This window comes from Haloarcula sp. CBA1129 (genome assembly GCF_008729015.1).
GTDB lineage: Archaea > Halobacteriota > Halobacteria > Halobacteriales > Haloarculaceae > Haloarcula.
In genome coordinates this window covers 2,096,116-2,122,144 of record NZ_RKSM01000001.1, presented here as the reverse complement: position 1 = coordinate 2,122,144, position 26,029 = coordinate 2,096,116, and the positions used below count along the sequence as shown (strand labels likewise).

Sequence of the window (26,029 nt, the reverse complement as noted above, 5' to 3'; positions counted from 1 at the left end):
TCGTCAGTCGACGAGCCACCTGACACGGTCGAGAAGCTGCACTGTCCCCGCCGGCTTGACCTGTTTCTTGAAGACTGCATCGAACACCTCGCCCGCGTCGCCCTGCCACGGCTCCCAAGTGTACCGGACCAGCGTCACCTCCGGATATTCTGTGTGGACTTCACGAGCGATCCTGCCCGGTGTCGAGACGGTTCGCCTGCTTCCGACCACCACGCAGTCGAACCCGTGGTCAGCCAGCAGTGACATCGCCCGGTCGGTGTTCGGTGTCGTAACTAGTTCGATTGCCTCGCGTTCGTCGGCGATATCCGCCTGCAAATCGAGCAACAACTGGTCGTCATCGACGTAGAGGACTGTCGTGGCCTCCGGAGTAGATTGCTCAGAGACGTCTGTTCGATTCACAACGTGTGTTGTAAATATTCCTCACCCAATATAAGCGCACTTATCTATCAGATACATAGTATTCTTTCATTGCAAAACACGGTGTACTCACGCCTGCCGGGGCTTATCGCTGGACAGCAGCACCGAGCGAATCGAGTACGTCAAAGAAATCCGGGAAGGAGACATCGACGTGTTCCGCGCCGGTCACTGTCGTCTCGCCGTCGGCGACCAGACCCGCAACGGCCAGTGACATGATGATGCGGTGGTCCGCGCGGCCTTCGACGGTCGTGCCGACGAGGTCGCTGTCAGCGCCGTAGACGAACAGTTCGTCCTGCTGTTCCTCGACCTCAGCGCCCATCTTGGTGAGCTCGTCGGCCATCGCGCTCACGCGGTCGGTCTCCTTGTAGCGGACGTGCTCGGCGTCGGTAATCCGGGTCACGCCGTCGGCTGCAGCCCCCAGCGTCGCGATGGTCGGCAGGAGGTCCGGCGTGTCCTCGACGCCGACCTCGATGCCGGTCAGTTCGGACTGTGAGACGGTGATTTCGCCGTTTTCCTCGTTCCAGTCGAGGTCGGCCCCCATCCGGTCGAGGATGTCGACGATGGCGGCGTCACCCTGAGCGCTTGGGAACGCCGACGTGACGCGCAGGCCGTCCTCGGCGGCGAGCGCGCCGGCTGCCAGCAGGTAGCTCATCGACGAGAAGTCCCCGGGGACGTTGTAGGCACCGCCTTCGGGCGCGTAGGATTGCCCCCCGTCGACGGCGAACCCGGCGTCGGTCTTCTCGGCGTCGACGCCGAAATCGTCCAGCACTTCCAGCGTGATGTCGACGTACGGCGACGACTTCAGTTCGGTCGTCAGGTCGATGTCGATGCCCTCCGGCGAGACAGCCCCGGCCATCAGGAGCGCGGTGATGTACTGCGAGGACACGTCACCGGGAATTTCGACGGCACCGCCGTCGATGCTGCCGCCGACCACGAGTGGGGCCTGACCGTTCCGCCGCGTGGATTCGGCGTCGCCGTCCAGTTGTCCGATGGCGTCGAGCAGCGGCCCCTGCGGGCGCGACCGGAGCGACTCGTCGCCGGTGAGAACTGTGAGAGCATCCTGTAGCGCGGCCGTCGCAGTGACCAGTCGCATCGTCGTCCCGCTGTTGGCGCAGTCGATGACGTCGTCCGGTGTCTCCGGGCGACCGTCGAAGCCCGTGACTTCGACTGTCGATTCGTCTTCTGCCAGTGAGACGCTGCCGCCGTAGGCCTCGACTGCTCGCATCGTGGCCTTCGTGTCTGCGCTCACAAGTGGGTCGTGGACGACTGCGCCGTCGGCGTAGCCTGCGGCCAGCACCGCCCGGTGCGTGTAGCTTTTCGAGGGCGGGGCTTGCGCTGTCCCCTCGACCATTGATTCGGCAATCGTGATGTCCATGCCCGGTCGGTAGCGGGCGTTCGACAAGAGACTACCGCTCCCACCCCACCGAGGGTGAGAGCAACGACCTTGTGGCTGGCATCGGAAGCATCGCTATGGTCCCAGAGATGGACACTGCGACCGCTGTCGTCACGGGTGCGAGTAGAGGTATCGGCGAGCAGATAGCCCACGCGGTAGCGGGCGCGGGTGCACAGACGGTCATCTGCGCCCGTGACGCGGAGGCGCTCGAGCGTGTCGAGGCCGATATCCGGGACGCGGGTGGCTCCGTGACCGCGATTCGGACGGACGTTCGCGATGAGTACGACGTGGAACGACTGGTCGAAACTGCCACGCGCGCAGGCAACGGGGCAATACAGTACGTCGTCGCCAATGCTGGCGTCTACCACGGAACCGCCGGCGAAACGCCGCTCACCGAGGAGTCCTACGCCGCGTTCGACGACCACCTTCGGACGAATGCTCGCGGCGTGTTCTCGACGATCCGAGAAGCCGTTCCTCACCTCGGTCCGGACGCCCGCGTCGTCGTTCCGACGGGCGTCGTCGCCCGTCAGGGGATGCCCGGCTACGGTTCCTACGCCGTCTCGAAGGCCGCCGCGGAGGCTGTCGCCCGTGGGTTCGCCGCAGACCTCGATATCCCAGTCGGGGCGGTCGACCCCGGACAGGTCGCGACGGACCTCTCCGGTGACGGCGGACGCGACCCAGCAGCTGTCGCCGAAATGGTTCTCTGGGCGCTCCGGGACGCTGCTCCGTCAGCGCTGGACGGCGGTGTCCTCGACTGGGGCGACTATCGATCAGCGACGCGGTGACCGCCACCGATGGGTTTATTAGTAACAACCCGATGATTGTAGATAATGTCTATTAACTCAGACTCAGTTTTTAATAATACTGGCCGCATATCCACCGCCGGCATCGCGAGTGTCGTCGGCCTCGTAGTCCTGTCCGCCGTCGCCGTCACCGGCGGGGCGAGCAAAGTCCTCGTTATTTCTTGGGTTGCGTTCATCGCAATGGGGCTGGGCGCGTGGCTCGGTGCGCGGGCCGACGAGACAAACCCGTACCGACTGGTCTGGGGCTACGGGCTCGCGAGCGGGGCGATGGTCACATCGGCGGCCATGTTCCTCGTCCCGCAGGCGATGGGGCTTGGCGGTCAGGCCGGTGCAGCGCGAATCGGCGGTGTCGGCATCGCTGCCGGGCTGGTCACCGGCTATGGCACCCACACTATCGGCCACCGGCTGACCCACGTTGAGACCGCCTTCGATATGACGACGCTCGCCATCGCCGCCCACGCACTCTCGGCCGGGTTGGTCATCGGGCTGGTCTACGCCTCGATGCCGGAACTGGGTATCCTGCTCGGTCTGGCTATCGTCTCGCACAAAGGACCGGCCGGCTACGCCGCCGCCCGGCGGCTCGGCCGTAGCGGCAAGTCTGCGACTGCCCTGTTGCTCCCCGCGGCTGGCGTCGGCCTGACAGCGATTCCGTCCGCGCTGCTTCCGGTCCCGGAGTCCGCCCTTCTCAACGCAGTCATCTTCGGGTTCGCCGCCGGCATCTTCCTCCACGTCGCGATGGACTTCTTGCCGAACTGTGAGGCCGGCAGCGAAATCGACGAGGTCTGTGAACTACACGACCACTCCCACGACCTGCTCGACGAGCTCCGAACGCACGCCGTCGGGTCGACGGTGGTCGGCGCCGCTGTCATCGTGCTGGCGTGGGTCGCTATCTGACGTTCGCAGTCACCGCACGGGTACAGTCACGGCGACGCTCGTCCCGTCAGCGTCGGTCTGGATGTCGATATCGCCACCGACGTAGCTGATAAGCCAGTACGCGAACCACAGCCCCAGCCCGGACCCGTGTTCGAGCGGCTTTTCGTCCGCCGCTTCGATGACCCGCCGCTCCCGGTCCGGGACCCCCGGCCCGTTGTCCGCAATCGTCACTGTCGCTGTCGAGTCGTGGCGCTCCGTCTGGATAGTGACTCGGGGTGCCGACGCGTCCGAGTGCTTGATCCCGTTCTCGATGAGTTCCTGCATCGCTGGGATGACCTTTGCGTCTATCGAGACAGACGAGACGGGGTCGCTTTCGACGACAAACTCGCCGTCGGGGTATGCTGCGGCCAAACCTTCCGTGATGTCACTGAGGGCGTCTCCGAGTTCGCGCTCGACATTGTCGGTCAGTGAGTCTGCGAGCAGTTCCTGTACGTGATGGGCTTTCTCGCTGATGTCGAGCAGGGACTGCACGTTCGCTTTGATAGTCTCAAGATGGTCGAGCGCGTCGTCGTCGTCGACTAACTCTGACAGAATGTCCGCACGGCCGCTGATTGTCGTCCCGTTGTTGCGGAGATTGTGCCGGAGAATCCGATGGAACACGGTGAGCTGTTGCTCGCGCAGCCGGCGACCGGTGATTTCGTCCTGCATCCCGACGAACCCCTGTATCGTCCCATCCTCATCCTGAATCGGAGCGATGGTCTGGTTGATGATGAACCGCTCACCTGACTTGCGCTCGTTTACGATCTCGCTCGTCCAGACATCGCCGCGACAGATCGTGTCCCAGAGCCGTTCGTAGAACTGCTCGCCCTGTTCACCGGACTTGAGTATTCGCGGTGTCCGGCCGATCGCTTCGTCGGCGCTGAACCCAGTTAACTCCTCGAACGCCGGATTGACGTACTCGATGACACCGTTGACGTTCGTTATCAGAATCGCGTGACCCGCATGCTCGACAGCGTTTCTGAACCGCCGTAGTTCGCTGTTTTGCTCCCTGAGGTCCTCGACGAGATCCTCGGTGTGGCTTCGCCGGGCAAGGAGGTTCGCGATGGTTCGAAAGAGCGCCTGCGTGTCCACCGGCGCGGTCACGATATCGTTTACGACGAGTGGCTGCTCGGCGGCGTCGATATCGGGGAGGTCGACCCTGACGGGTGTCTTCTCCCGGCGGATCAGAATCACGGGACAGAACACCGGATCAGACCGCTGTTTGTACTGGTCTATCGCAGATTTGTATTTCGGAAACGATGACTCGTCGACAATGTGGAGGTCGGCTTCCCGGAACTCGGTGTCCGTGACCGGCGTGTGGTGTTCGGCCACGACGGCGGCGAGTGCTTCCCGGTTGCCATCGCCAGCCAGCAGTAATTGGATGTCAGCCATCGGTGGTTAGCGAGTGGACGAGGGGCCGCTGCTGTCTCCATGCCGTTCGGGAACGCCCTCGAACACGCCGTGCATCCCCGAGACGGGGTCACCGACTTGCAGGCCGTCGGCCGTTATCTCGAACCGGCGGGGCACCGTCTCGAATCCGCCGACGCGCTTTTTCAGTGCGCCGACAACGCGCTGGAGTTCGCCCTCGACCTCGATGTAGTTCTCGAAGACGATGTTGTCGGCGAGGTAGCTGACGTTCTCACTCGTCGGTTCGTGCAGGCCTGTCACGTCTCGGCGCTGGTCGATCAGGATTACGGCGGTGTTCTCGCGCGTGAGATGCTGTGTCAGGGCGTGGAGCCGTCGACGCAGTTCCACGTCGTCCTGTCCGTGCTTGATGGCGTTTTTGTAGCCCGCAATGCCGTCGATAACCACGAGTTCGGCCCCGCGCTCCGCGGCCTGTCTCTTCACGCGGTTCGCGAACTCCTCGGGCGACAGCGCGAGCGATTCCACCTCCTCGACGAGGAGCGTCCCCTCGTCACGTCGCTCCGAGAGCGGTATCCCGAACGTCTCACAGCGGTGGGAAAACGTGTCGATTGACTCGTCGAACAGGTAGGTGAGTGCCGGGGACCCGTCTCCCGCTGCGGAGGCCAGAAACTCCGTGGCTGTCGTCGACTTGCCGACGCCGGACGGGCCGCTGAGAATCGTCACTGTCCCGCGTTCGAGCCCGCCATCCAGAAGCGAGTCCAGTTCCGGAACTCCGGCGGAGAACTGTGTTGGGTCGAACGACCGCGTCCGTCGTTCCGGTTCGAGCGCCGGGTAGACCTCGACGCCGGACTCGCGGATTTCCATCCCGTGTGACCCGTCCTGTTGGCCGATGCCGCGATGCTTGCGCAGTCGAATCCGCCGGCCCGCTCTCTCGTCGCCGTGACTGAGCGAAATGATACCGTCACTGAGCGACCTGAGCTGGGTGTCCATCTGGTTGCTCGGCGTTTTGGTCGCCAGCACGGTCGTCTCCCTGTCCTGTAGAAAGCGTGCGAAGGAGATGACGCGCTTGCGAAACTGGTACTCGGTCGGTTCGAGATACTGAAAGTGCGTGATCGGATCGATGAGCACGCGGTCCGGATCGACTCGCTCGATAGCCTCGCGGATATCCGAAATCAGGTGGCCGTCCTCGACATCTCGCGGCTTGACCACGTCGTAGGACTCGGCCTCCATGAAGAACTCCGAGTCGGGTCCGACATCGAGAAACGTCGCATCGCCGATGTCGATACCGAGTTCGGCAGTGTTCGCCAGCAGGTCGGCAGCCGACTCTTCGGCATGAATGAACAGTACGTCGTCGCCTGCCTCAAGCCCTGCTTCGAGAAACTGCGTGCCAAGCAGTGTTTTGCCGGTTCCGGGCGGCCCGATAACGAGATAGAGCCGCCCTTCTACCAGTCCTCCTCTGAGAAGCGAATCGAGGCCGGAGATACCGCTGGAAAGCTGCGTGAACTGCCGCGCGGGAGCGGTCATAGAAGGAGTATCGGATGGCGGGTAATAAGCATCTCGCGAGAGGTCAACGAGTGATAATTGGTGCCGCTCGAAACAGTAATTGCGACTACATTGCTGTTTACACCGCTTCGACTGATGTTGCTCTCCCTGAAACAATTGCCCACCCAGAATCAGTACAAAAAATGTGAACGAAAAAATGCCCACTCGCGACGCTCGTGGCTGCCTACTCTTCACCAAGCAACTGCTCAGCTAAAATCGGGACAAATGTCCACAATCCACCTTTTTTACCGTCGGGTGCGCTCCCAGCGGTCGCACACCACTCGGTAAAAAAACGTGGGCGAAAAATGCCCACTCGCGTCGCTCGTGGCTGCCTACTCTTCACCAAGCAACTGCTCAGCTAAAATCGGGACAAATGTCCACAATCCACCTTTTTTACCGTCGGGTGCGCTCCCAGCGGTCGCACACCACTCGGTAAAAAAACGTGGGCGAAAAATGCCCACTCGCGTCGCTCGTGGCTGCCTACTCTTCACCAAGCAACTGCTCAGCTAAAATCGGGACAAATGTGCCGATGTCGGTGACCATCCCGACCGCCTGTGCGGACCCGCGGTCGAGCAGTTGGGTCACCGTCGCGGGGTTGATGTCGACGCAGACGGTCCGTGTCGTCGAGGGGAGGCAGTTTCCGACGGCGACCGAATGCAGTAGCGTCGAGAGCATCAACACCATGTCGGCTTCGTGGGCCTGCTCTCGGATGGCGTTCTGGGCCTCGACGGCGTCAGTGATCGTGTCCGGGAGCGGGCCGTCGTCGCGGATAGAGCCCGCGAGAACGAACGGGCGGTCGTTGTCGACACACTCGTACATAACGCCGGACTCGATGGTCCCCGATTCGACGGCCTCGGCGATGCCGCCCTCGCGAATCACCTCGCTGATGGCGTAGATGTGGTGTTTGTGGCCGTGGCGCGGATGGTCCAGACTCTCGGTGTCCATGCCGAGCGACGTGCCGTAGATGTCCCGCTCGATGTCGTGGACGGCGAAGCCGTTCCCCGCCGACAGCATATCGACGTAGCCCTCCCGAACGAGCCGGGCGAGGTCCTCACGCGCACCGGAGTGGATGAGTGCCGGCCCACAGACGGCCATCACCTTGCCGCCCTCTTTTTTCGTCTCCTTGATCGCGTTCGCGATCTTGCGGATAGTCGATTCCGACGGTCGTTCTGAGGAGACACCGCCCTGCATGAAGCCAAACGCGCCGCCGGAATCGCGTGGCCGCTCCGGGGGCTGGACTTTGATCCCGGTCTCGTCAGTGACGACCATGTCGCCTTCCTCGATGGCGTTGAGAACTTTGGTGTAGGCTTGGGGGCCGTCTCCACTGTCTTCTACCACTACGGCGCAATCCATCTCCATGTCTTCGACTGCTATCCACTCGCCGTCGTGGCGGATGAACGTCGGGTGGTTCGTCGTCGAGTAGAAACCGTGCGGGACAACCTGATCGTCGGGCGCGGGGACGAGCGTGGCGTCTTTGGGGTCCGAAGGATTGACGCCGTGCTGGTGGAGTTCGTGGACAATCGACTGGAGCTGGTCCTCGTCGTCGGCCTCGACGAGCATCCGCGCGTAGGACTCTTCGTCTTTGTGGCGGCCGATATCGAACTCCTGAACGGAGAAGGAGCCGCCCAGATCCATGATGATACCGAAACAGGACTGCATCATCCCGGAGTCGATGATGTGCCCCTCTAGCTCGACTTCGCGAGAGACTGTCATGGCGAAGACATGGGGGCAGGTGTGTAAGACGGTTTTGGGTCTGTGCTACCCCGGCGGCCCGGCTACTGCCCGTCAACGTGCCGTTGCACGGCCCACGAGCTCTCTGTGTTGGCCGCACACAGGCGCTCGAAGAACCGCTTGAGCCCGTCGGACTCCGTGGTCGGCAGGACGTGCAATCGCACTGTCCCGCTGCGGACGGCGACGCGGAATACGTCGGTCGTTTCCTCGTCACGGACCAGCCACAGCGGCATCGGCAGGTCGTGGAAATCACCGTAGCGATACGGCCCGGCCTCAAGGATGTCGACGACTGTCTCAGCGAGTTCCGGTGTCGTCCGCTCTTGTGCTGGGGTGAGCCGGAACTCCGTCCCGCCCTCGTATTCGACCCCGCTCCCGTGGGGAAAGCGCCGCTGTGGGTGTGCGGGGATGCTGAACGAGGGGTCCGTGGTCATCTGTCACGTAGTTGGGCGCTTTCGGATTTAAATTCGCGGGCTGTGTGGGATCGGTAGTATAGATCCCCGGCGTCCGTGGCGACCGGGTGCGGTCTAGCATGGCCGGCGGCGAAGTAAAGTCATGAGAGTGAATTGTCTTACGAGTGAGGAGTCAGTATGGACGTTAGTCTGGCGGTGGTAGACCGTCTCGTCGCGAACGGCATCGATACCGTCTTCGGGATCCCGGGGAAGCAGTCTCTCCCGCTGAACGAGGCTATCGGCAACCGAGACGATATCCGCTTTGTCGTAGCACGACACGAAACCGCGGTCACACATCAGGCATGGGGCTATGCGGAAACGAGCGGGCAGATAGCCAGCACTGTTGTCGTCCCCGGCCCGGGCGACATGAACGCGATGAACGGCCTGAAAAACGCGCTGAACGACTGCACGCCGCTGGTGCATTTCGCTATCGAAACCGAGCCAGCACTCCGGGGTGGTGATGCGATTCACGAAACGCCGCCCGACACTTACGACAACGTCGTCAAGGAGAACATACTGCTGAAAAACCCTGAGACGACAGCGGCGACAATCGACCGAGCAGTGCGAACCGCCCAGACCGCTCCAAAAGGACCGGTCAGGGTCGGTATCCCGAAAAACTTCCTACAACAGGATGTTCCACTTGCCGGTGCAAGTACACCCGCGACGCCGTCGCCCAGCGAGGTCCCGGAACAGGAAGTCGCAGCCGCCGCCGAGCACCTGCTCGCGGCCGAGATGCCAGTTATCATGGCGGGCGGTGGTGTCCGAGCATCGGACGGGACAGCGGCGCTCCGAAGCCTCGCCGAACGACTCGGTGCGCCCGTCGTGACGACGTACAAAGGCAAAGGCGTGCTCCCGGAGGACCACGACCTCAGCGCCGGCGTCCTGAGTGGGAGTGCAAGCCCCGAACTACTCGACTGTCTCGCCGACTCCGATGTCATGCTCGCCGTCGGCTCCGACCTCGACGCACACGGGACACGCGGATGGTCCGTGGAACTACCCGAGACACTCGTCCACGTTACCATCGACTCCGATGACCTCGGTACGGGCTATGACCCGACCGTCGGCATCCTCGCAGATGCCGCGGACGCGATGACGGCGCTTGAGAACACCATCGCGGCGGCTGATACCGCTCCCGCCTCGAAAGCAAACGGTACCGAACGCGCACAGGCTGTCCGTGATGCCACTGCACGTCGAATCGAACCGCTCGTGGATTCGGACCCACCGCTCTCCTCTGTTCAAGCCCTACAAACGCTCCGAAGTGAACTCCCTGAGGAGGCCATCACAGCTGTCGATGCCGGTGGATTCCGCGTCTGGGCACTGAATACGTTCGAGGCACACGGGCCACGCAGCTACGTCAACCCCGGATCGTGGGCGACGATGGGAACGGGACTGCCGTCGGCGATTGGGGCACAGTTAGCGAACCCGGACACGCCCGTCGTTGCGTTGACTGGCGACGGCGGACTGATGATGTGTGTACACGAACTCCACACGGCAGTCGCGGAACAGCTTCCCATAACTGTCGTTGTCCTCAACAATGACGATTACGCGATTATCAGCGAGGAGGCCGGCCGCAGCTACGACCTCGAACAGCAGGCGTACAGCTGGGACGGGACGCCGCTTGATTTCGTGACTATCGCGAACGGAATGGGGATGGACGCCGTGCAAGCTAACACGCCGTCCGAAATCCGCACAGCGGTTCGCGATTCGGTTCAAACGGACGCGCCGACGCTCGTCGAAATCAGCACCGACCCGGCGGAGCCACAGGCAAGCGAGTGGATGAGCGAGTAGTGGATTTATCCAGCGGCGACGACAAAAGGAGGCTATGTGTGGCCGCTACAGTTTGTTTTCCCCCCGCGAAGACGTCGAGGCGCGGTTCGACGCCGAGTTTGCCTTCGAGTACGAGTCGCGATACAACGCCGCTCCGAGCCAAGACTTGCCGGTCATCACCGACGAGTCGCCCGGTACAATCCAGCGGATGGAGTGGGGGCTGATTCCCGCTTGGGCCGACAACCGAACGGACCACGGGCACATCAACGCCCGCGCCGAGACGCTTGCCGAGAAGCGGTCGTTCGCAGAGGCCTACGAGTCCCGGCGCTGTTTGGTCCCTGCTGATGGGTTCTACGAATGGGTCGAGTCGAGCGACGGGAAGCAACCGTACCGCGTGGCACTGCCTGATGACGACCTGTTCGCGATGGCGGGACTGTACGAGCGGTGGGAGCCGCCACAGCGCCAGACCGGGCTGGGGGAGTTCGGCGCAAGCGGCGGCGACTCGGGCGAGGAAGACGATATCGTCGAGTCGTTCACGATTGTGACGACCGAGCCGAACGAGACTGTCGCCGACCTCCATCACCGGATGGCCGTCATCCTCGACCCCGATGAGGAATCGACGTGGCTGCGCGGCAGCGCCGACGACGTGTCCGCGCTGCTTGACCCGTATGACGGGGCTATGCAGACCTACCCGGTTTCGTCAGCGGTCAACAGCCCTGCCAACGACTCGCCGGAACTCATCGAACCGGTCGGATAGCGATGGCTGGGTATCGGCGTTACTCGCTCGGCGTGTTCTGTCGCTTGAACTGGTGCAGCATCTTCCAAAGCGTGTCTTCGTCGACCTGATCTTCGGCGACGGATAGCTGTCGGTACAGGCCCTCAGAGACGGTGATCTCGGGCATTACTGGAACGGTCGCGTTGGGACCACATAAGTTTCTGGAGACTCGGAACCGAGTGAATGTATCATACCCTCAGTATTTTGGGTGCAACGTTACGTCGGCAAATGGTCTTTTCCCGACGTATGCAGTCGTATGCTCAGCGAGACGACGAGGGAACTGTCGCATCCAGTGTGACTGCGCTCATCGGCGACACGCCGCTTGTCTGTCTCGACAGCGTCGCGGATAATCTGCTCGGCAAGGTCGAAGCGGCGAACCCCTACTCGGTCAAGGACCGCATCGCGCTGTACATGGTTGAGGCGGCCGCCGAGTCCGGTGCTCTTCCCGACGACGGGACAGTCGTCGAAGCGACCAGCGGCAACACCGGCATCGGACTGGCCGCCGTCTGCGCTGCACGGGGCTACGACTGCGTGCTGACGATGCCCGAATCGATGAGCGAGGAGCGACGACAGTTACTGTCTGGGCTCGGCGCGGACCTCGAACTTACGCCAGCTGACGGCGGGATGAGCGGCGCTATCGAGCGCGCGAACGAACTCGCGGACGCGCCCGGCACTGTCCGCGCCCGGCAGTTCGAGAACGAAGCGAACCCGCGAGCCCACCGTGAGACGACAGGCCCCGAGATCTGGGCCGATACCGACGGCGATGTGGACGCCGTTGTCGCCGGCGTCGGGACCGGCGGCACGATAACCGGCATCTCGGAATACATCGAGGAAGAAGTCGGTGCAGACCTCACCTCCGTCGCCGTCGAACCGGACCAGTCGAAACTGCTGTCAGCGGATGACCCGGACAGCCACGACATTCAGGGCATCGGCCCCGGCTTCGTGCCGGATATCCTCCGTCGTGATCTCGTTGACGAGGTACGGACCGCGAGCAAGGGGGAATCCATGGAGGCCGCTCACCGCCTTGCCAGCGAGGAAGGGATTATGGTCGGTATCTCCTCGGGGGCAGCACTGCACGCGGCGACGGCGTACGCCACCGAGAATCCCGACGAGACGGTGGTCGTCGTCCTCCCGGACACCGGCGAGCGGTACCTCTCGACGGATCTCTGGGACTGAGCGAAGCGTTGCGACGCTGCGGGAAAACTGCCCTTACGCGACTCGACCGAACGCCAGCGTACCGCTGATGCTTTCGATGTAGGCCTCGACGACTTGGCCCTCGCGTGCGCCGGAGACGAAGATGGTGTATTTCCCCTTCTCGGCGACGCCGTCGCCCTCGCGGCCGGTGCCGGTGATCTTGACCTCGTACGTCTCGCCCTCTTCGAGCGTGGGTCGGTCCTGTTGGGTGTTCGAACTCGCGCCCTTGGCGACCGGGCGGAACGCACCACAGGCCTGACAGCGCAGCATATCGACGCCGTCTTCGTTCTTGAGGACGGTGTCGGGCAGGCCACACTCGGAACAGGTGACGTACTCGGCGACGTACGCGTCTACGGCGGCATCGAAGTCAGCGGTGTCGAACGACCCGTTGTAGCGGGCTTCGCCGCCGTCGAACTGGCCGTTGGTCCCGAACTCGCGCTGGATGGCCCGGTGGAGATGCTGTGCGTCCCGCGAGACGGCGTCGGCGATAGCTTCCAGATTCGTCAGGCGTGTGAACGCACCGTCCGTCTGGCCTTCGGGATCTGGAATCGAGAGCCGTTCGCCGGCTTCCCGGGGCTGGTCTGGTAGCACGTCATACGCACGCTGTAGGGCGGACTCGTAGTTCATACATCTTAGACGGTGCTGGCACGTAAATGGATTCCGTCACATCTGTGATTAATTGTCGGCCAGTGATATTAATACCGAGAGCGGATAATTGGTTGACATGGATCGACACGAACAGCGCGTGGAGACATCGGGACTATCGTCCCAGCGACTCGATACGCTGTTACGGGCGCTTGCGGCCGAGCCCCGGCGGATGATATACACCTATCTCGCCGAACACGGGTCGGCCACAACCACGGAACTCACTGATGTGATCGTGGGCTGGACCAGAGCGCGCGGGCGGGTCACCGACACCCGCAACTGGGATGCTACCCGTACTGCGCTTCACCACCGCCACCTCCCCGTTCTCGATGAGGCTGGCGTTATTAGCTACGACGCTGCCCAGCAGACCGCAACACTGGCATCGCTGTCGCCGTCGACGGACGAGATTCTAGCGACGATAACCGATCTGGAGACCGCTGAGGCAGACCACGGAGACTGATCGTGCATCGATGACAGTCAGTACATTCCTCCGGCGCTTCGAGGACTCGGACGTGGCGATGACTGTGTACGGCCCGCCCACAACGGCGACTGCCGCCGAGCGTCTGGCATCTCAGGGGCTCAATGCCAGTTGGCAGGAACTCCCGACCGGGAACCAGAACGCGTTTGTTGTCATCCATCGTAACGGCGCGTTCGCCGAGACAGTCCCGCTCACTGCGCTGCAGGCGTTTCTGTGTCAGCCGACGATAGGTTCCGACGACTACGGAACGCCCGACAGCGACCCGGGCCGGCAGCTCCTTCGCTCGGCGCTCGCGAACACGCTCCTGTCCTCGCTCACGCCGGCACAGTTGCTCGCAACGTCTCAGGAGTTCGAGGACAGGGCCTACCGCGTCGGGGCGGGAACCCTTCGAGTGAGTTTCCAGTCGCTGTCGATTTTCCGCTCTCAGCGCGCCCGGTATGAGACGCTTGCCAGCGACACGGCCCTCGACATCCACGTGTACGGACAGGCCGACTGGGAGCCGCCGACGATACCCGGGATCACGTTCCATCCGCTCACGGACGATGCCCTCGAATCGGTCTGGCTGCTGGCGTTCGACGCCGCCGGGGACGACCAGAACAAGTGCGCACTCGTCGCCGAAGAAACCGAGGGCGGACCGTTTCGTGGCGTCTGGACGTACCACCCACGGCTCGTCGACGAGATCATGACAGCGGTTGTGGCCGTTGACGAGTAGCGGCCGAAGCCGCGCCGTCTCGGACACACAGCGGATGCTAGTTCGGACACGAAAGCGGCACTCGGAGCCCGAGTCCGTCACGCTCCAGCGGCGTCCCGAAGGGCCGAGAGCGCGCCCTGAGTGTCTCCCGGAGCCACTCCGCCACCGCTTCGCTGGCGCGCCCGACTTGCGCGTACGTGTTCTCGACCGGCGTCAGTCCGAGCGCGGTCAGCCGACCGTCGTCGAGACGGAGTTCGAACAGGAAACTCCGGTCGTTTCGGTAGCCGGCCTTGACCGCGTAGTCGTCGACGAAATTTCCGGTGTCGTACATGATCGGCCGACCGCGGTACACCTCGACGCCCTGAACGACATGGGCGCTGTGGCCGTGGACCACGTCAGCCCCGTTGTCTATCAGCCAGCGGGCGAACGCCTGCTGTGTCTCGCTCGGTGCGGTCACCCAGTTTGGCCCCCAGTGGGCAGTGACGACGAGCAGGTCGGGGTCGGCGTCACGGGCCGTTGCCAGCGTACCCCCGACGCGGCGGCGAGTCAGCGGATGGTTCGGGTCGAGCGGTGCGTAAGCCGTGCCGGGGCTGTCGGCGTCGGCAGCATAGCTCGGCGACTGGTCGGTCACCGAAACGACGGCGACTGAGAGCCCCGCGATGTCGACGACCGCTGGCTCGAACGCGCCGTCTCGGCTGCCGCCAACGCCCGCCGACGCGATTCCGCCATCGGTGAGATGCGCCGGCGTGTCAGTCAGCGCTGCCGGGCCGAAATCGAGCAGGTGGTTGTTCGCCAGTCCGACACAGGCGACGCCGGCGCGGTCCAGCGCGGCCACGGCCCACCCGGGACTCGCTCGGAAGTGAAACCGCCGGCCGGGCCGTGGCTCGCCGCGGTCCGAGACACAGCATTCGAGGTTCGCCACCAGCCCGTCGAGTGATTGGAGTCGATCGAGCATCGACCCCCAGATAGCCGTCGGTCCGTCCGGGGCACCGCGCCAGCGTTCGTCGACGCTCCGCCCCAGCATCACGTCGCCGACGAAGCCGATGCGTAGGGACGCATCGGTCGGGACCGATGGCGGACACGACACGTCCGCGTCACGGGTGGCTCCCAGACACCCCGAAACGGCGGTGAGACCCCCGAGTGCGAGGCCGCCGCTGGCGAGGACGGTTCGACGAGTCAGTGCCACAGTGGCTACACTATCGGCTGGGACCGTCTTGAATCTCGGTGCGTTAAAAAGGCAGTTGGCCTGTGTGGTATTTGGACACACACTAGACGGTTACTTTTAGTCACCTACCGTCCGTTCAGGTATGTCTGGCGACACCACGCGTGACCACGGCGCGGACGAAGAGTGTACGACCACGGAGTCGTTTGCCGACCACGGTCTCGATGACGGCAGCGTCCTCATCAGTCGGACGTACAACCGAATCGCGGCGGACGGCGAACCAACGTTCGAGCCGACATCTGCGTTCTTCGACACGCTGGAGGGGGCGTTCATCTGGGCCTACATCGGCACGATTGACGAACCCGGTGTCCCACCCCACGTCGAAGCGGCCATCGAAGACGCCCGGGAGTTCACGCGCCAGAAGTTCGAGGACGATTCTGACGCGGACCTCCGGACGGACGTGATTCCGACGTTTTACCAGCAGGTCGCCGGCTTCCACTGCGCCTACCGGGACTGAAAAAACAACTACGGGCGAGCCGTGGTGTGGACTAGCCTATTCGAGGTGGTGGTAGTCGAGTTCGTAGCCGACGTCGACCGCCTCGCTGACGGCCTCGCTCGGCTCGGCGACGCCGCGGGTCGTCAGTTCGAGCCCGGTGTCGCCGCGGTCCACAAGGATGTTCCGCCGCCAGTCCGGGTCGACGTCAGGCGCGTCGGTTCGGTAATGTGCGCCGCGGGACTCGTCGCGCTCGCGCGCGCCCAGAAGCAGCGCCTCGGCGACTGTGAGACTGAACGAGAGATCGACGGCGAGTTCGAACGAGAGGCTGGTCCGGTCGCCATCGATGCCGATATGCCCCGTCCGTTCACGGAGCTCGCGGAGCGTTTCGAGTCCGTCCGACATCGATTCCTCCGAGCGGAGGATGCCGGCGTGCTCCCACAGCAAGTCGCCGAGGTCTGCTAGCAGCTCCTCTGGCGTCTCGTCGCCGTCCGACGCCTCTAGTTCACGCAGCGAGCGGAACTCGCGCTCGGCGATGGCGCGTTGCCCGTCCGGCAGAATGTCGTCGCGGTCGTCGCTTGTCACCTGCGCCGCGACGTGGTCGCCGACGAGCGCGCCGATGGCAACTGTCTCCGCGAGCGAGTTCCCGCCGAGGCGGTTCGCACCGTGCACGCCCGCTACCGTCTCGCCGACGGCGTAGAGGCCGTCGACGCCGGTCTCGCCGGTCTCGAAGTCGATGTCGACGCCGCCCATCGAGTAGTGGGCGGTCGGCGCGACTTCCATCGGCTTCTCGGTGATGTCGACGCCGAGGTCCATGAACCGCTCGTACATCCGCGGGAGCCGCGATTTGATGTACTCGTCGTCGCGATGGGAGATGTCCAGATAGACCCCGCCGTTCTCCGTTCCACGGCCCTCGCGGAGTTCCTGTGCGATGGCGCGGGCCACCACGTCCCGCGCGTCGAGTTCCATCTGGTCCGGCGAGTACTCTTCCATGAATCGCTCGCCATCGGCATTGAGCAGCCGACCACCTTCCCCGCGGACCGCTTCGGTGACGAGGCGGCCGTCCCAGTCCTCGCCGTAGCGGTCGCCAACCATCCCCGTCGGGTGGAACTGCACGAACTCCATGTCCATCAGCGACGCGCCGGCGTCGAGCGCCAGCGCCGGGCCGTCGCCGTTGTTCTCCTCGTCGCGTGAGGAGTGGCGGTTGTACAGGGCGGAGGAGCCACCCGCCGCCAGAACGACGTGGTCCGACTCGAAGAGGATGAACTCGCCGCTCTCCATGTCGTAGCCGGCCGCGCCGTAGACGCGGTCGCCGTCCGACAGCAGGCGCGTAATCATCACGTTGTCGCGATAGGGAATTTCGAGCGACTGAGCCTTGTCGACGAGCGTATTCAGCATCGCCTCGCCCGTGCGGTCGCCGACGAAGCAGGTCCGGCGGAACGACTGCGCGCCGAAGTACCGCTGATTGATTTTCCCCTCGTCGGTGCGGTCAAACGGCATCCCCCAGTCGTCGAGTTCCCGGATGCGGTCCGGCATATGCTTGGCCGTCAGCTCGACCGCTTTCGGGTCGTTGATGAAGTGGCCCTCGTCCAGCGTGTCCGCGGCGTGAATCGTCCAGTCGTCTTCGGGGTCAAGCGACCCCAGCGAGGCGTTGATGCCGCCGGCGGCCCATGTCGTGTGTGCATCGCCGTGGTCTCGCTTGCCGATGACCAGCGGCTCGACACCGTTCTCGGCGAGCCCGATAGCGACTCGTGCCCCGGCAGCGCCAGCGCCGACGACCAGCACTGGCACCGACACCGTCTCGTAGTCGACCGCCGGGCCTGCATTGCTCGCCCGACTGTCGGCAGCCTGCTCGCCGTCAGCGAATGGCTTCTGTGGTGTCATCATATAGTGTAGGGGCTGTGGACTTATCAGGGCTTCGCGCGCACGCGTACGCGAAAGCCCGGAGCCAGACGGAACGGTATGCAGCCACAGTCACGCGTTCGCTACTGTTGGCAGCGCAATGCCGGTTAGTCCTCGCCCGCCGTCACTGACCCGGCACCGCCGGACTTCGCGGCCGTGTCTTGGGCGTCAGCGCGGTCCGCGTAGACGATCTGCCAGCCGGTGACGCCCATGAACAGCAACACGAGCGGCGAGAGAAAGCCGAAGAAGTAGTACGGGGCGTATTCCAGCGTCGGGACGCCGAGCGTTCCGGCCATGAACAGTCCGCCGCTGCTCCACGGGATAAGCGCACTCGTCGTCGTTCCTGACGCTTCGATGGCCCGGGAGAGATTCTGGCTCTTGAGCCCCTGTTCGTTGTACAGATTACCGAGCGTCATCCCCGGCACCACGATACTCACGTACTGTTCCGCCGCGAGAATATTCATCGAAATCGCGGAAACAGCGGTCACGCCTGTCAGGCTCGCGACGCTGTGGCAGAGTCGCCCGAGATGGTGGGAAAGTACCGCGAGCACGCCAGCACGTTCGAGCAGGCCACCCAGCGCGAGTGCGGCAATCGCGATTGTCACGATCCACGCGCCGCCGGTCAGTCCGCCACTCTCCAGAAGTCCGTTCACGAGTTCCATGCCCGTCTCCGGCGCTGTCCCGGACTGTGCCGCCGACCAAGCTGCACCGAATCCGGTTCCCTGTACGAGCATCGACGTCGCAACGCCCGCGAAGACCCCAGTTCCGAGGGTCGGCAGCGCGGGGATGCCGCGTAGCGCAAGTCCAAAGGTCACAACCACTGGCAGAAACACGAGCGGCGAGACGACGTACGTGCTCTCGATTGCCGTCTGGATGGACGCGACGCGGTCAGCAGGAATGGCCCCGGCGGCCCGCAGCCCGAGGCCGGCGTACAGGAGGACGGCAATCGTGAACGCGGCGAGCGTGCCGGCCCGCATCGCGTTGATGTGCTCGTACAGGTCGGTGTCCGTCACTGCGGCGGCGAGGTTCGTCGTATCCGAAAGCGGGGACTGTTTGTCTCCCGTGTAGGCCCCGCTGAGAATCGCACCGGCAGTCATCGGTTCCGAGATGCCCAGCCCCGAACCGATACCGATGAGTGCCACCCCGAGCGTCCCGGCTGTCGTCCAAGACGAACCCACGGCAAAGGAAATAATAGCTGAGAGGATTGCCGCTACTGGGAGAAACACTGTCGGCGTGAACAGCTCTAAACCGAAGTACATCAGGCTGGGAATCGTGCCCGCCTGAATCCACGACGCGATGAGCGCGTAGACGGTGAACATGATGAGAATCACCCGCATCCCCATGAGCAGGCTACTGGCAATGCCGTCGTACAGGTCATCCCACGACAGCCCGAGGTGATACCGTGCGAACAGGCCGGTGAACGCAATCCCCCAGAACAGCGGGAACTGTGGGTCCAGATCGAAGGCAATGAGGCCCACACTGAGGAACACGATCATTCCCGCGATTGGCACGAGCGCGGCACCCAGCGACGGTCGCTCAGATGGGTCGATGTCGTCGAACAGTCGGGGTTCGAACTCGACCATTACTGCACCCCGTCGTGCTTATCCGGCCGGACCCCGACGCGACTCTGGTTTTGAGTCGGTGATTTCCACACGCCCTGTCGACACGCTCCGATACGCCTCTTCCGACCACTTGCGACGGCCCCGCGTGTCATATTGATATCGGCGATAACCACAGGTGGGTTAAAACAGGTCTCATTCCGGCGTGGGCGTGGGGATTGGTAGCTTACGACTATTTATCGACAATGTGTGCGTCCGTCGGGGCAAAGCCGACTGTCACGGTGCCGGTCGGTGGGTCTTCGGCTCGTAACAGGAGTTCTCGGCCCGCCCAGTCGAGATGCACGCGCGTCGTGTCCCCGAGGAACTCCGCGCTCGTGACCGACGCCGTCAGCGCGTTTCGGTCGGCCTCGACGGAGAGTCGCTCCGGCCGCACACAGAAGGTAAGCTGGTCGCCGGATGAGACGGCTGACTCCGGGCCACTGTCGCCGTTCAGGGCTACCGAGAGCGTGATGTCTTCGACAGTCACGTCGGCGACTGATTGTCCGCTCCCATTGCCAGCGCCGTCAGAGGCATCAGGCGACCGCACTGCTGTCACCGCGCCGCTGAGAACGTTGTTGTCACCGACGAAGGTGGCGACGAACTCCGTCGCCGGCTCGTGGTAGATGGTCCGCGGTGGCGCGACCTGTTCCGGCGTCCCGTCGCGCATGACCGCCACGCGGTCTGAGACGGCCAGCGCCTCCTCCTGATCGTGGGTGACGTATATCGTGGTGATTCCCAGTTCCTGCTGTATCTCGCGGACCTGCACACGCAACCGTTCCCGGAGCTTCGCATCGAGAGCACTCATCGGCTCGTCGAGCAAGAGCACGTCGGGACCGGGAGCCAGCGCACGGGCCATCGCCACCCGCTGTTGCTGGCCGCCGGAGAGCGTGTCGGGATCGCGGTCCACCATGCCGCCGAGGTCGACCAGTTCCAGCAGGTCGCGGACCCGCGACTCGTCGCTGCCGCCATCGGGTGGGTCGGAGAACTGGAGCCCGTAGGCGACGTTCTCCCCGACGGTCATGTGCGGGAACAGCGCGTAGTTCTGGAAGACGACGCCCACGTCGCGGTCCTCCGGCGGGACGCCGGTGACGGACTCGCCGCCGAACCGGACCGTGCCCCGCGTCGGGTCCTCGAAGCCGGCGATGAGCCGGAGCGTCGTCGTCTTCCCGCAGCCGGAGGGACCGACAAGCGTAAAGAACTCGCCTTCTTGCACGGAGAGCGACAGGTCCTCGACGGCGGTCGTCTCACCGTAGCGTCTGGTGACGCCGTCGAGTTCGACGGCCGGCGTGCCGTTCCGGTCCACGGCAGTACTGTCCGACGGCGACTCCTTAGAACCCAACGTCGTCACCTCCGAGTCGGTCGATGAGCAGGAAGCTCGCGCTGGTGACCACGAGCAGGACGACGCCCATCGCCGTCGCGGGGCCGAGCCGGCGGCCGATGAACCGCTCGATTGCGATGGGCATCGTGAACTGGTTCGTCCCGGAGGCAAGTACAATCGTCGCCGAGAACTCCCCGATTGAGATAGCGAACGCGAAGGCGGCCCCGGCGACGACGGCGGGCCACACCAGCGGGAGTTCGATGTCGACGAGTGCTCTGGCGCGCGGTGCACCGAGCGCACGGGCGGACTCGACCAGCGTGTGATCGATACTTTCGAGGCCGGGCGCAACCGTCCGAACGACGAACGGGTAGCCGGCGACGGCGTGAGCGGCGACGATGGCGAGGCCGCCGCCAACGGCGAGACGGGTGCCGCCGATTTCGATGCCGAAGACGAGGCCCCGAAGCAGGCCGAGACCGACGACGATGCCCGACACGGCGAGGGGAGCCATCGCGACGGCGTCGACGAGCTTTCGGCCCCGATAGTCCCGCGTCGTCAGCACGGCCACGACGACGCCCATCGGGAGGGCAACGGCGAGCGAGGCGATGCCGAACAAAAGCGAATTCCTGACCGCGTCCCACGGTTGGACCTGAAACGACGCGCCGGTCGTCTGCCGGTCGATGAGGAACTGATAGTTTGCTAGCGTCAGCCCCTCCGGCCCGCTAACGCTGGCGAGAACCATGCTCGCTATCGGCGCGACAAACACCGCCAGCGCAACGACGCCGTAGACGGCGAGCCCCATTCGGGGGAGCAGTTCACGGACCGAGAGCGACGGCGGGGTCAGCGGCCGCCGCGGGAGCGGTCGAATCCCGCGCGACCGCACGGTGTGGCGCGCCTCGTACCGGAGATAGGCGTACAGCAGCCCCAGCGAGATGCCGAGTTCCAGCAGGGCGAGCGCGGCCGCTTCCGCGTACTCCAGATCGCGGATGAGGCGGTAGACGAACACCTCGACGGTCGCCAACTGGAAGCCGCCGAGCGCGAGGACGATGGGGAACGTGCTGAAGGTGAACACGAACGTCAGTGCCGCGCCCATCAGTACCGACGGGTACAGCTGCGGGGCGACCACATCGCGAAACGCCCGGAAAGGGCTCGCGCCGAGGCTCCGCGCCGTCTCGACCGCGCTGGCGTCGACGGACTCCCACGCGGCGGTGGTCACCCGTGCGACAAGTGGGGCGTTGTAGAAGGCGTGGGCGACGATAACGGCCTCCAGCGTGAACAGGAGGTCGACGCCCCCGAGGCCGAGCGCGCCGAGGACGGCGTTGAGCGTTCCGTTCCGGCCGAACGTGGCGACGAAGCCGACGGCGACCATTATCGACGGGAGGACGAACGGGAGAATCGTCAGCGACCGGAGCGTCCGCCGTCCGGGGAACTCGAACCGGGCCAGCAGATACGCCGCCGGCAGTCCGAGGGCAACGCTGGCGACGGTCGACAGCGCCGCTTGGTACGCCGTGAAGCCGATGACCCCCAACCGTCGGTCCGGCGACAGGACACTTTCGACGACTGCACCAATCGATTCACCCGCGAGCAACCGCGCCGGCTCCCCGAGATAAAACGGGTCCTGCAGTATCGAGACGAACACCTGCACCGTCCAGCGGCCGTCCACGAGAACGCTGTCGATGAACACCGTCGCCACCGGGTAGTAGAAGATGCCGAGCAACAGCGCGATGGTCGCTGTCGCAAGCGCGGAGAGCGCCCAGCGGTCGACGCTGTTGCGGATAGCTCGCCCCCGTCCGCTGGGTGTGCGGTCCGCTGTCTCTGTCGGCTCCTCGCCGTCAGTACTACCGCCGCCATCGCCACCGCCGCCGAGATCTCGGGCCACAGTCAGTCGTCGTTAGTTCGAAGCGAACTGCCGCTCCCAGTCGGAGATCCAGCCCGAGACGGAGCCCTTGAGCTCGTCGTAGCCGAAGGTGACTGGCTCCGGGGGTTCCTGAGCCAGTTCGGCGTAGTCCTCGGGGAGCTCGGCGGATTCGGTCGCCGGGAACTGGACGTTCCGGACGGCGATTTCACCCTGAATCTCCGGGCGCAGCAGGAAGCCCATGAACTCCCGCGCGAGGTCGGGGGTGTCTGCCCCCTCGAAGACCGCCATCCCCTCCGGGTTAGCGTAGCCCTGATCGTTCAGGAATCGGATCTGGTGTTTCTCCATGTTCGCGTCGTTGCGGTCGGCAAACACCTGATCGGTGGAGTAAGAGACGACCATCGGCGCTTCGCCGCCCGACCACGCGCTGTAGGCGTCACTCCACGAACCGAGGACCCGAACGTCGTTAGCTTGCAGGTCGCTCCAGTAGTCCAGATAGCCGTCGGGCCCGAACTGCTTGACCGTGTGCAGCAGGAACGCCCGCCCGGTCGCGGAACTGGCGGGGTTCTGCGTGATGAGGTCGCCGGCGTGTTCCTCGGCCAGCAGGCCATCGAACGTCGCCGGCGCTGTGGTTGCCGTCCCGTTGAACACCAGACTGATGTAGCCGGTGTCGTAGGGAATCGCCCGGCCGTCGGGATCGAACTGCAGGCCAGACTTGATGTCGTCCTGCCCGGCCACGTCACCGACGTCGGCGAACAGCCCGCCGTCGAGGTTCTCGTCGACCCGGACGAGATGGTCCGTGTTCAGCCCGAGATACATGTCGGCCTCAATGTCGACGCCGGCGTTCCGGCGCTCGATGTAGTGGTTGACCTCGTTGCTCGGCGTCTGCCAAATCAGGCGGGCGTCGAACTCTTCTTCGAAGCGCTGTTTCACCCACGCGCCCGGACTCGTCGACGGCGAGTCGACGAACGCGCTGTAGGTGCCGACAACGAGCGTCTCCTCGGCACCGCCGGCATCGCCAGTGGCTGTTCCGTTCGCAGTTGCCTCACCGGTACTCGACGCCTCAGTGCTCGCCGCGTCGCTGCCGCCCAGTCCGGCACAGCCGGCAAACGAGACGGACACTGTCGCGCCGGCCGCTGTCAGGAACGAACGTCTATCCATTACACCGTGGTCACACCCAGTGGTACTTAATCCCGGTGTTCCTGAATCCTAACGTCTCAGCTCCTTAAAACCCCACAGAGAGCGTTATTACCCTGCGGTACTGCAGGATGGTAACTGAGTTGTAGGCAACGATCGCCAGCGTCACCACAGCGAACAGGGCAAGAAATATCGTCGCGTTGCGCTCGGAGAGCAGTCGCCAGCCCGCGACCAGCCATAGCATCGCCCCAAACTTCACCAGCCAGAGCCCAGCCAGCCCGAACTCCGAAAGCATCGTGTTGACGACGACGTTCCCTTCCTGCAGTCCGACGGTGAGCCCGGTCATCGTCAGGAGGATGTCACCGATTGTTGCGACGAGGATGACTGTCCAGAGCACTGCATGGGTGTGCGACAGCTGGTGTCCTCGCCAAAGTGTCACCCCATCCTTGTCTGCCTCTGCGCTCTCTTTGCCGAGCATCATGGATTTGTTGGGCGGAAACGGCATGAATACTCGGGCTCAGCGGGGTTGGTGAAGGGACTGTTTTATTTTCGCTGTCGTGAAAAGCCACGATAATGAACCTTGTCGGCAAGTGCCCGCCGAGCCCAGCCAAGCTTAACGCCGCGGCCGACCGGGGCTTTGACAGCGTGGAACTCTATCTCAGACCGGCGGACCTCGACGACATAGCGGCTACAGCGGCGACCGTCGAACAATCACCCGTCTCCGCGGCGTCAGTCCACACACTTCATGCCCGCCCGGACGACCCGGAGCCGTTCCGTCAGAGCGATGCACTTGCCCAGCGACTCGACGCCTATCTCGTGGTCCACAGCCAGTACGCCCAGCATACGCACACCGGCCTGCTTGACAGCTACGACTTCACCGCGCCGTACGGCTACGAGAACAACCCCGGTATGAGCGTCTATTCCCTTCAGAATCTCTTGCTGGACCGCGGCCACGACCTCGTTCTCGATACGGCCCACCTGTTCATGGCCGAGCCGACGTATCTCGATGCGCTTTCGGGGTTGCTCCGGGAGTACGGCGACCAGATTCAGGTCGTTCACTTCACCGACGGCACGTCGCTGGAAGACGGGCTGGCGTTCGGCGACGGCGACATCCCGCTCGAACGGACCGCCGAGGTGCTCGCCGCCCATTTCGACGGAGCTGTCGTCCTCGAAGTGATGCCCGACTATCAGGCCGACGCCCGTCGGCACGTGCTGGAGTGGCTTGACTAAGCGGCCACAGACACAGCTTTTTGCCGGCCCCCTTCGTGTATGGTGATACGATATGTCACACGACGTTCTCAATCGGGCTCCCGACGACCGCATACAGGCGCTCGATGCAGACGGTGAGATCGTCGACCCGGACCTTATCCCGGACCTCTCCGACGAGGCGCTGGTGTCGATGTACCGCGATATGCGCTTTGCCCGCCAGTTCGACGAGCGGCTGATAAGCCTCCAGCGCCAAGGCCGACTCGGCACGTACTCGTCGCTCGCCGGTCAGGAGGGGTCACAGATCGGGTCGACGTACGCGCTGGCCGATGAGGATACGATTTTCTATCAGTACCGAGAACACGGTGCGCTCGTCGCCCGCGGGCTCCCTTGGGAGTACGTCCTCTACTGGATGGGCCACGAGGCGGGTAACGCCGCCATCGGCGACGTGAACGTGTTCCCGCTGAACATCTCTATCGGCGCGCACCTCCCTCACGCTGTCGGGTGGTCGTGGGCGGCAAAGCGCAAGGGCGACGAGCGGGCCGGCGTCGTCCACTTCGGCGACGGAGCCACCAGCGAGGGGGACTTCCACGAGGCGATGAACTTCGCTGGCGTGTTCGAGACGCCGACAGTGTTCGTCTGCAACAACAACCAGTGGGCCATCTCCGTGCCGCGGGAGCGCCAGACCGCCAGCCAGACGCTGGCCCAGAAGGCCGACGCGTACGGCTTCGACGGCGTGCAGGTCGACGGCATGGACCCGCTTGCGACCTACACTGTTACCGAGGCCGCCCGGGAACGGGCCGTGGGTGCCGACGGCGGGGCGCAGGAACCCATCTTCATTGAGGCCGTCCAGTACCGCTTCGGCGCGCACACGACCGCCGACGACCCAGACGTGTACCGGGACGAGGCGGACGTCGAGGCGTGGCGCGAGCGCGACCCGCTGGACCGCATGGAGCAGTTCCTCAGAAACTGCAATCTGCTAGACGACGAGAAGATAGACGTGATGGACGACACCATCAACGAGCAACTCGGCGAGATTATCGACAACGCCGAAGCACACGCCGCCGACCCGACGGACCTCTTCGCCGACGTGTACGCGGAATCGACCCAGAACATCGACGAGCAGCGCGAGTACTTCGAGGACCTTCGTGAGCGCCACGGCGACGACGCGCTGCTTGAGTCCGAGTAGCCGACCGAGC

General features: G+C 64.1%; 25 protein-coding genes. 10 read left to right on the top strand and 15 right to left on the bottom strand.

The annotated features are described in order from the left end of the window. Positions 1–3: 3 nt before the first annotated feature. Together Har1129_RS10585 and aroA are read right to left on the bottom strand one after the other, a co-directional pair. Positions 4–399, bottom strand: a complete 396-nt coding sequence (locus Har1129_RS10585; RefSeq protein WP_151100621.1) for a hypothetical protein — start codon at positions 397–399, stop codon at positions 4–6. Between the two features lie 103 nt (positions 400–502). Next, entirely contained in the window at positions 503–1,792 is a 1,290-nt protein-coding gene (gene aroA / locus Har1129_RS10580; RefSeq protein WP_151100620.1) for a 3-phosphoshikimate 1-carboxyvinyltransferase, read from the bottom strand. A gap of 95 nt (positions 1,793–1,887) precedes the next feature. Here aroA and Har1129_RS10575 point away from each other — a divergent pair, with 95 nt between their 5' ends. Both Har1129_RS10575 and Har1129_RS10570 read left to right on the top strand, forming a co-directional pair. Next, positions 1,888–2,595 carry an SDR family NAD(P)-dependent oxidoreductase gene (locus Har1129_RS10575; RefSeq protein WP_225307801.1) on the top strand — a complete coding sequence of 236 codons (708 nt, stop codon included), beginning with the start codon at positions 1,888–1,890 and terminating at the stop codon, positions 2,593–2,595. A gap of 45 nt (positions 2,596–2,640) precedes the next feature. Then, the gene (locus Har1129_RS10570) at positions 2,641–3,507 is read left to right on the top strand and encodes a ZIP family metal transporter (protein WP_151100618.1); all 867 of its coding nucleotides are present in this window, start codon (positions 2,641–2,643) and stop codon (positions 3,505–3,507) included. A gap of 9 nt (positions 3,508–3,516) precedes the next feature. Here Har1129_RS10570 and Har1129_RS10565 read toward each other — a convergent pair whose 3' ends face one another. The 4 genes from Har1129_RS10565 to Har1129_RS10550 all read right to left on the bottom strand — a co-directional run bounded on the left by Har1129_RS10565 (position 3,517) and on the right by Har1129_RS10550 (position 8,594). Beyond that, a complete protein-coding gene (locus Har1129_RS10565; RefSeq protein ID WP_151100617.1) occupies positions 3,517–4,917 on the bottom strand; it encodes a PAS domain S-box protein in 1,401 nt (466 codons plus the stop codon). Between the two features lie 6 nt (positions 4,918–4,923). Further along, the gene (locus Har1129_RS10560; RefSeq protein WP_151100616.1) at positions 4,924–6,414 is read right to left on the bottom strand and encodes an ATPase domain-containing protein; all 1,491 of its coding nucleotides are present in this window, start codon (positions 6,412–6,414) and stop codon (positions 4,924–4,926) included. A 498-nt stretch (positions 6,415–6,912) separates the two neighbouring features. Continuing rightward, a complete protein-coding gene (locus tag Har1129_RS10555; RefSeq protein ID WP_151100615.1) occupies positions 6,913–8,145 on the bottom strand; it encodes a TIGR00300 family protein in 1,233 nt (410 codons plus the stop codon). A 62-nt stretch (positions 8,146–8,207) separates the two neighbouring features. Further along, complete coding sequence (locus Har1129_RS10550; protein WP_151100614.1) at positions 8,208–8,594, bottom strand: hypothetical protein; 387 nt, start codon at positions 8,592–8,594, stop codon at positions 8,208–8,210. A 156-nt stretch (positions 8,595–8,750) separates the two neighbouring features. Between Har1129_RS10550 and Har1129_RS10545 the strand changes: the two genes are divergently transcribed. Both Har1129_RS10545 and Har1129_RS10540 read left to right on the top strand, forming a co-directional pair. Beyond that, the gene (locus tag Har1129_RS10545) at positions 8,751–10,400 is read left to right on the top strand and encodes a thiamine pyrophosphate-binding protein (protein WP_151100613.1); all 1,650 of its coding nucleotides are present in this window, start codon (positions 8,751–8,753) and stop codon (positions 10,398–10,400) included. Between the two features lie 34 nt (positions 10,401–10,434). After that, a complete protein-coding gene (locus tag Har1129_RS10540) occupies positions 10,435–11,136 on the top strand; it encodes an SOS response-associated peptidase (protein WP_151100612.1) in 702 nt (233 codons plus the stop codon). A gap of 19 nt (positions 11,137–11,155) precedes the next feature. On the opposite strand, the gene Har1129_RS21210 is transcribed toward Har1129_RS10540, so the two are convergent. Then, a complete protein-coding gene (locus Har1129_RS21210; protein ID WP_255518344.1) occupies positions 11,156–11,281 on the bottom strand; it encodes a hypothetical protein in 126 nt (41 codons plus the stop codon). 119 nt (positions 11,282–11,400) lie between these two features. Here Har1129_RS21210 and cysK point away from each other — a divergent pair, with 119 nt between their 5' ends. Continuing rightward, positions 11,401–12,330, top strand: a complete 930-nt coding sequence (gene cysK / locus Har1129_RS10535) for a cysteine synthase A (RefSeq protein WP_151100611.1) — start codon at positions 11,401–11,403, stop codon at positions 12,328–12,330. Positions 12,331–12,363: 33 nt separating this feature from the next. Here the strand turns inward: cysK and Har1129_RS10530 are convergent, their stop codons facing one another. After that, positions 12,364–12,975: a translation initiation factor IF-2 subunit beta gene (locus Har1129_RS10530; RefSeq protein ID WP_004593474.1), complete on the bottom strand. Its 612-nt coding sequence runs from the start codon at positions 12,973–12,975 to the stop codon at positions 12,364–12,366. Positions 12,976–13,072: 97 nt separating this feature from the next. On the opposite strand from Har1129_RS10530, the gene Har1129_RS10525 reads away from it, so the two are divergent. Both Har1129_RS10525 and Har1129_RS10520 read left to right on the top strand, forming a co-directional pair. Beyond that, positions 13,073–13,453 carry a transcriptional regulator gene (locus Har1129_RS10525; protein WP_151100610.1) on the top strand — a complete coding sequence of 127 codons (381 nt, stop codon included), beginning with the start codon at positions 13,073–13,075 and terminating at the stop codon, positions 13,451–13,453. A 10-nt stretch (positions 13,454–13,463) separates the two neighbouring features. After that, positions 13,464–14,183, top strand: coding sequence for a DICT sensory domain-containing protein (locus Har1129_RS10520; protein WP_151100609.1), 720 nt, complete (start codon positions 13,464–13,466; stop codon positions 14,181–14,183). A 37-nt stretch (positions 14,184–14,220) separates the two neighbouring features. Here the strand turns inward: Har1129_RS10520 and Har1129_RS10515 are convergent, their stop codons facing one another. Beyond that, positions 14,221–15,348 carry a CapA family protein gene (locus Har1129_RS10515; protein ID WP_151100608.1) on the bottom strand — a complete coding sequence of 376 codons (1,128 nt, stop codon included), beginning with the start codon at positions 15,346–15,348 and terminating at the stop codon, positions 14,221–14,223. A 121-nt stretch (positions 15,349–15,469) separates the two neighbouring features. On the opposite strand from Har1129_RS10515, the gene Har1129_RS10510 reads away from it, so the two are divergent. Then, positions 15,470–15,841 carry a hypothetical protein gene (locus Har1129_RS10510; protein ID WP_151100607.1) on the top strand — a complete coding sequence of 124 codons (372 nt, stop codon included), beginning with the start codon at positions 15,470–15,472 and terminating at the stop codon, positions 15,839–15,841. Between the two features lie 36 nt (positions 15,842–15,877). Here Har1129_RS10510 and Har1129_RS10505 read toward each other — a convergent pair whose 3' ends face one another. The 6 genes from Har1129_RS10505 to Har1129_RS10480 all read right to left on the bottom strand — a co-directional run bounded on the left by Har1129_RS10505 (position 15,878) and on the right by Har1129_RS10480 (position 24,129). Then, positions 15,878–17,701: an L-aspartate oxidase gene (locus tag Har1129_RS10505; RefSeq protein WP_151100606.1), complete on the bottom strand. Its 1,824-nt coding sequence runs from the start codon at positions 17,699–17,701 to the stop codon at positions 15,878–15,880. Positions 17,702–17,826: 125 nt separating this feature from the next. Next, complete coding sequence (gene nhaC / locus Har1129_RS10500) at positions 17,827–19,302, bottom strand: Na+/H+ antiporter NhaC (protein ID WP_151100605.1); 1,476 nt, start codon at positions 19,300–19,302, stop codon at positions 17,827–17,829. Between the two features lie 208 nt (positions 19,303–19,510). Beyond that, a complete protein-coding gene (locus Har1129_RS10495) occupies positions 19,511–20,656 on the bottom strand; it encodes an ABC transporter ATP-binding protein (RefSeq protein ID WP_370455414.1) in 1,146 nt (381 codons plus the stop codon). Continuing rightward, entirely contained in the window at positions 20,646–22,511 is a 1,866-nt protein-coding gene (locus Har1129_RS10490) for an iron ABC transporter permease (protein ID WP_151100604.1), read from the bottom strand. The genes Har1129_RS10495 and Har1129_RS10490 overlap by 11 nt, the downstream gene beginning before the upstream one ends. A 12-nt stretch (positions 22,512–22,523) precedes the next feature. Then, positions 22,524–23,648, bottom strand: coding sequence for a thiamine ABC transporter substrate binding subunit (locus Har1129_RS10485; RefSeq protein WP_151100603.1), 1,125 nt, complete (start codon positions 23,646–23,648; stop codon positions 22,524–22,526). A 64-nt stretch (positions 23,649–23,712) separates the two neighbouring features. Further along, complete coding sequence (locus tag Har1129_RS10480; RefSeq protein ID WP_225307800.1) at positions 23,713–24,129, bottom strand: hypothetical protein; 417 nt, start codon at positions 24,127–24,129, stop codon at positions 23,713–23,715. A gap of 68 nt (positions 24,130–24,197) precedes the next feature. Between Har1129_RS10480 and Har1129_RS10475 the strand changes: the two genes are divergently transcribed. Continuing rightward, complete coding sequence (locus Har1129_RS10475) at positions 24,198–24,854, top strand: sugar phosphate isomerase/epimerase (protein ID WP_151100602.1); 657 nt, start codon at positions 24,198–24,200, stop codon at positions 24,852–24,854. A 52-nt stretch (positions 24,855–24,906) separates the two neighbouring features. Further along, positions 24,907–26,019 carry a pyruvate dehydrogenase (acetyl-transferring) E1 component subunit alpha gene (pdhA, locus tag Har1129_RS10470; protein WP_151100601.1) on the top strand — a complete coding sequence of 371 codons (1,113 nt, stop codon included), beginning with the start codon at positions 24,907–24,909 and terminating at the stop codon, positions 26,017–26,019. Positions 26,020–26,029: the final 10 nt, after the last annotated feature.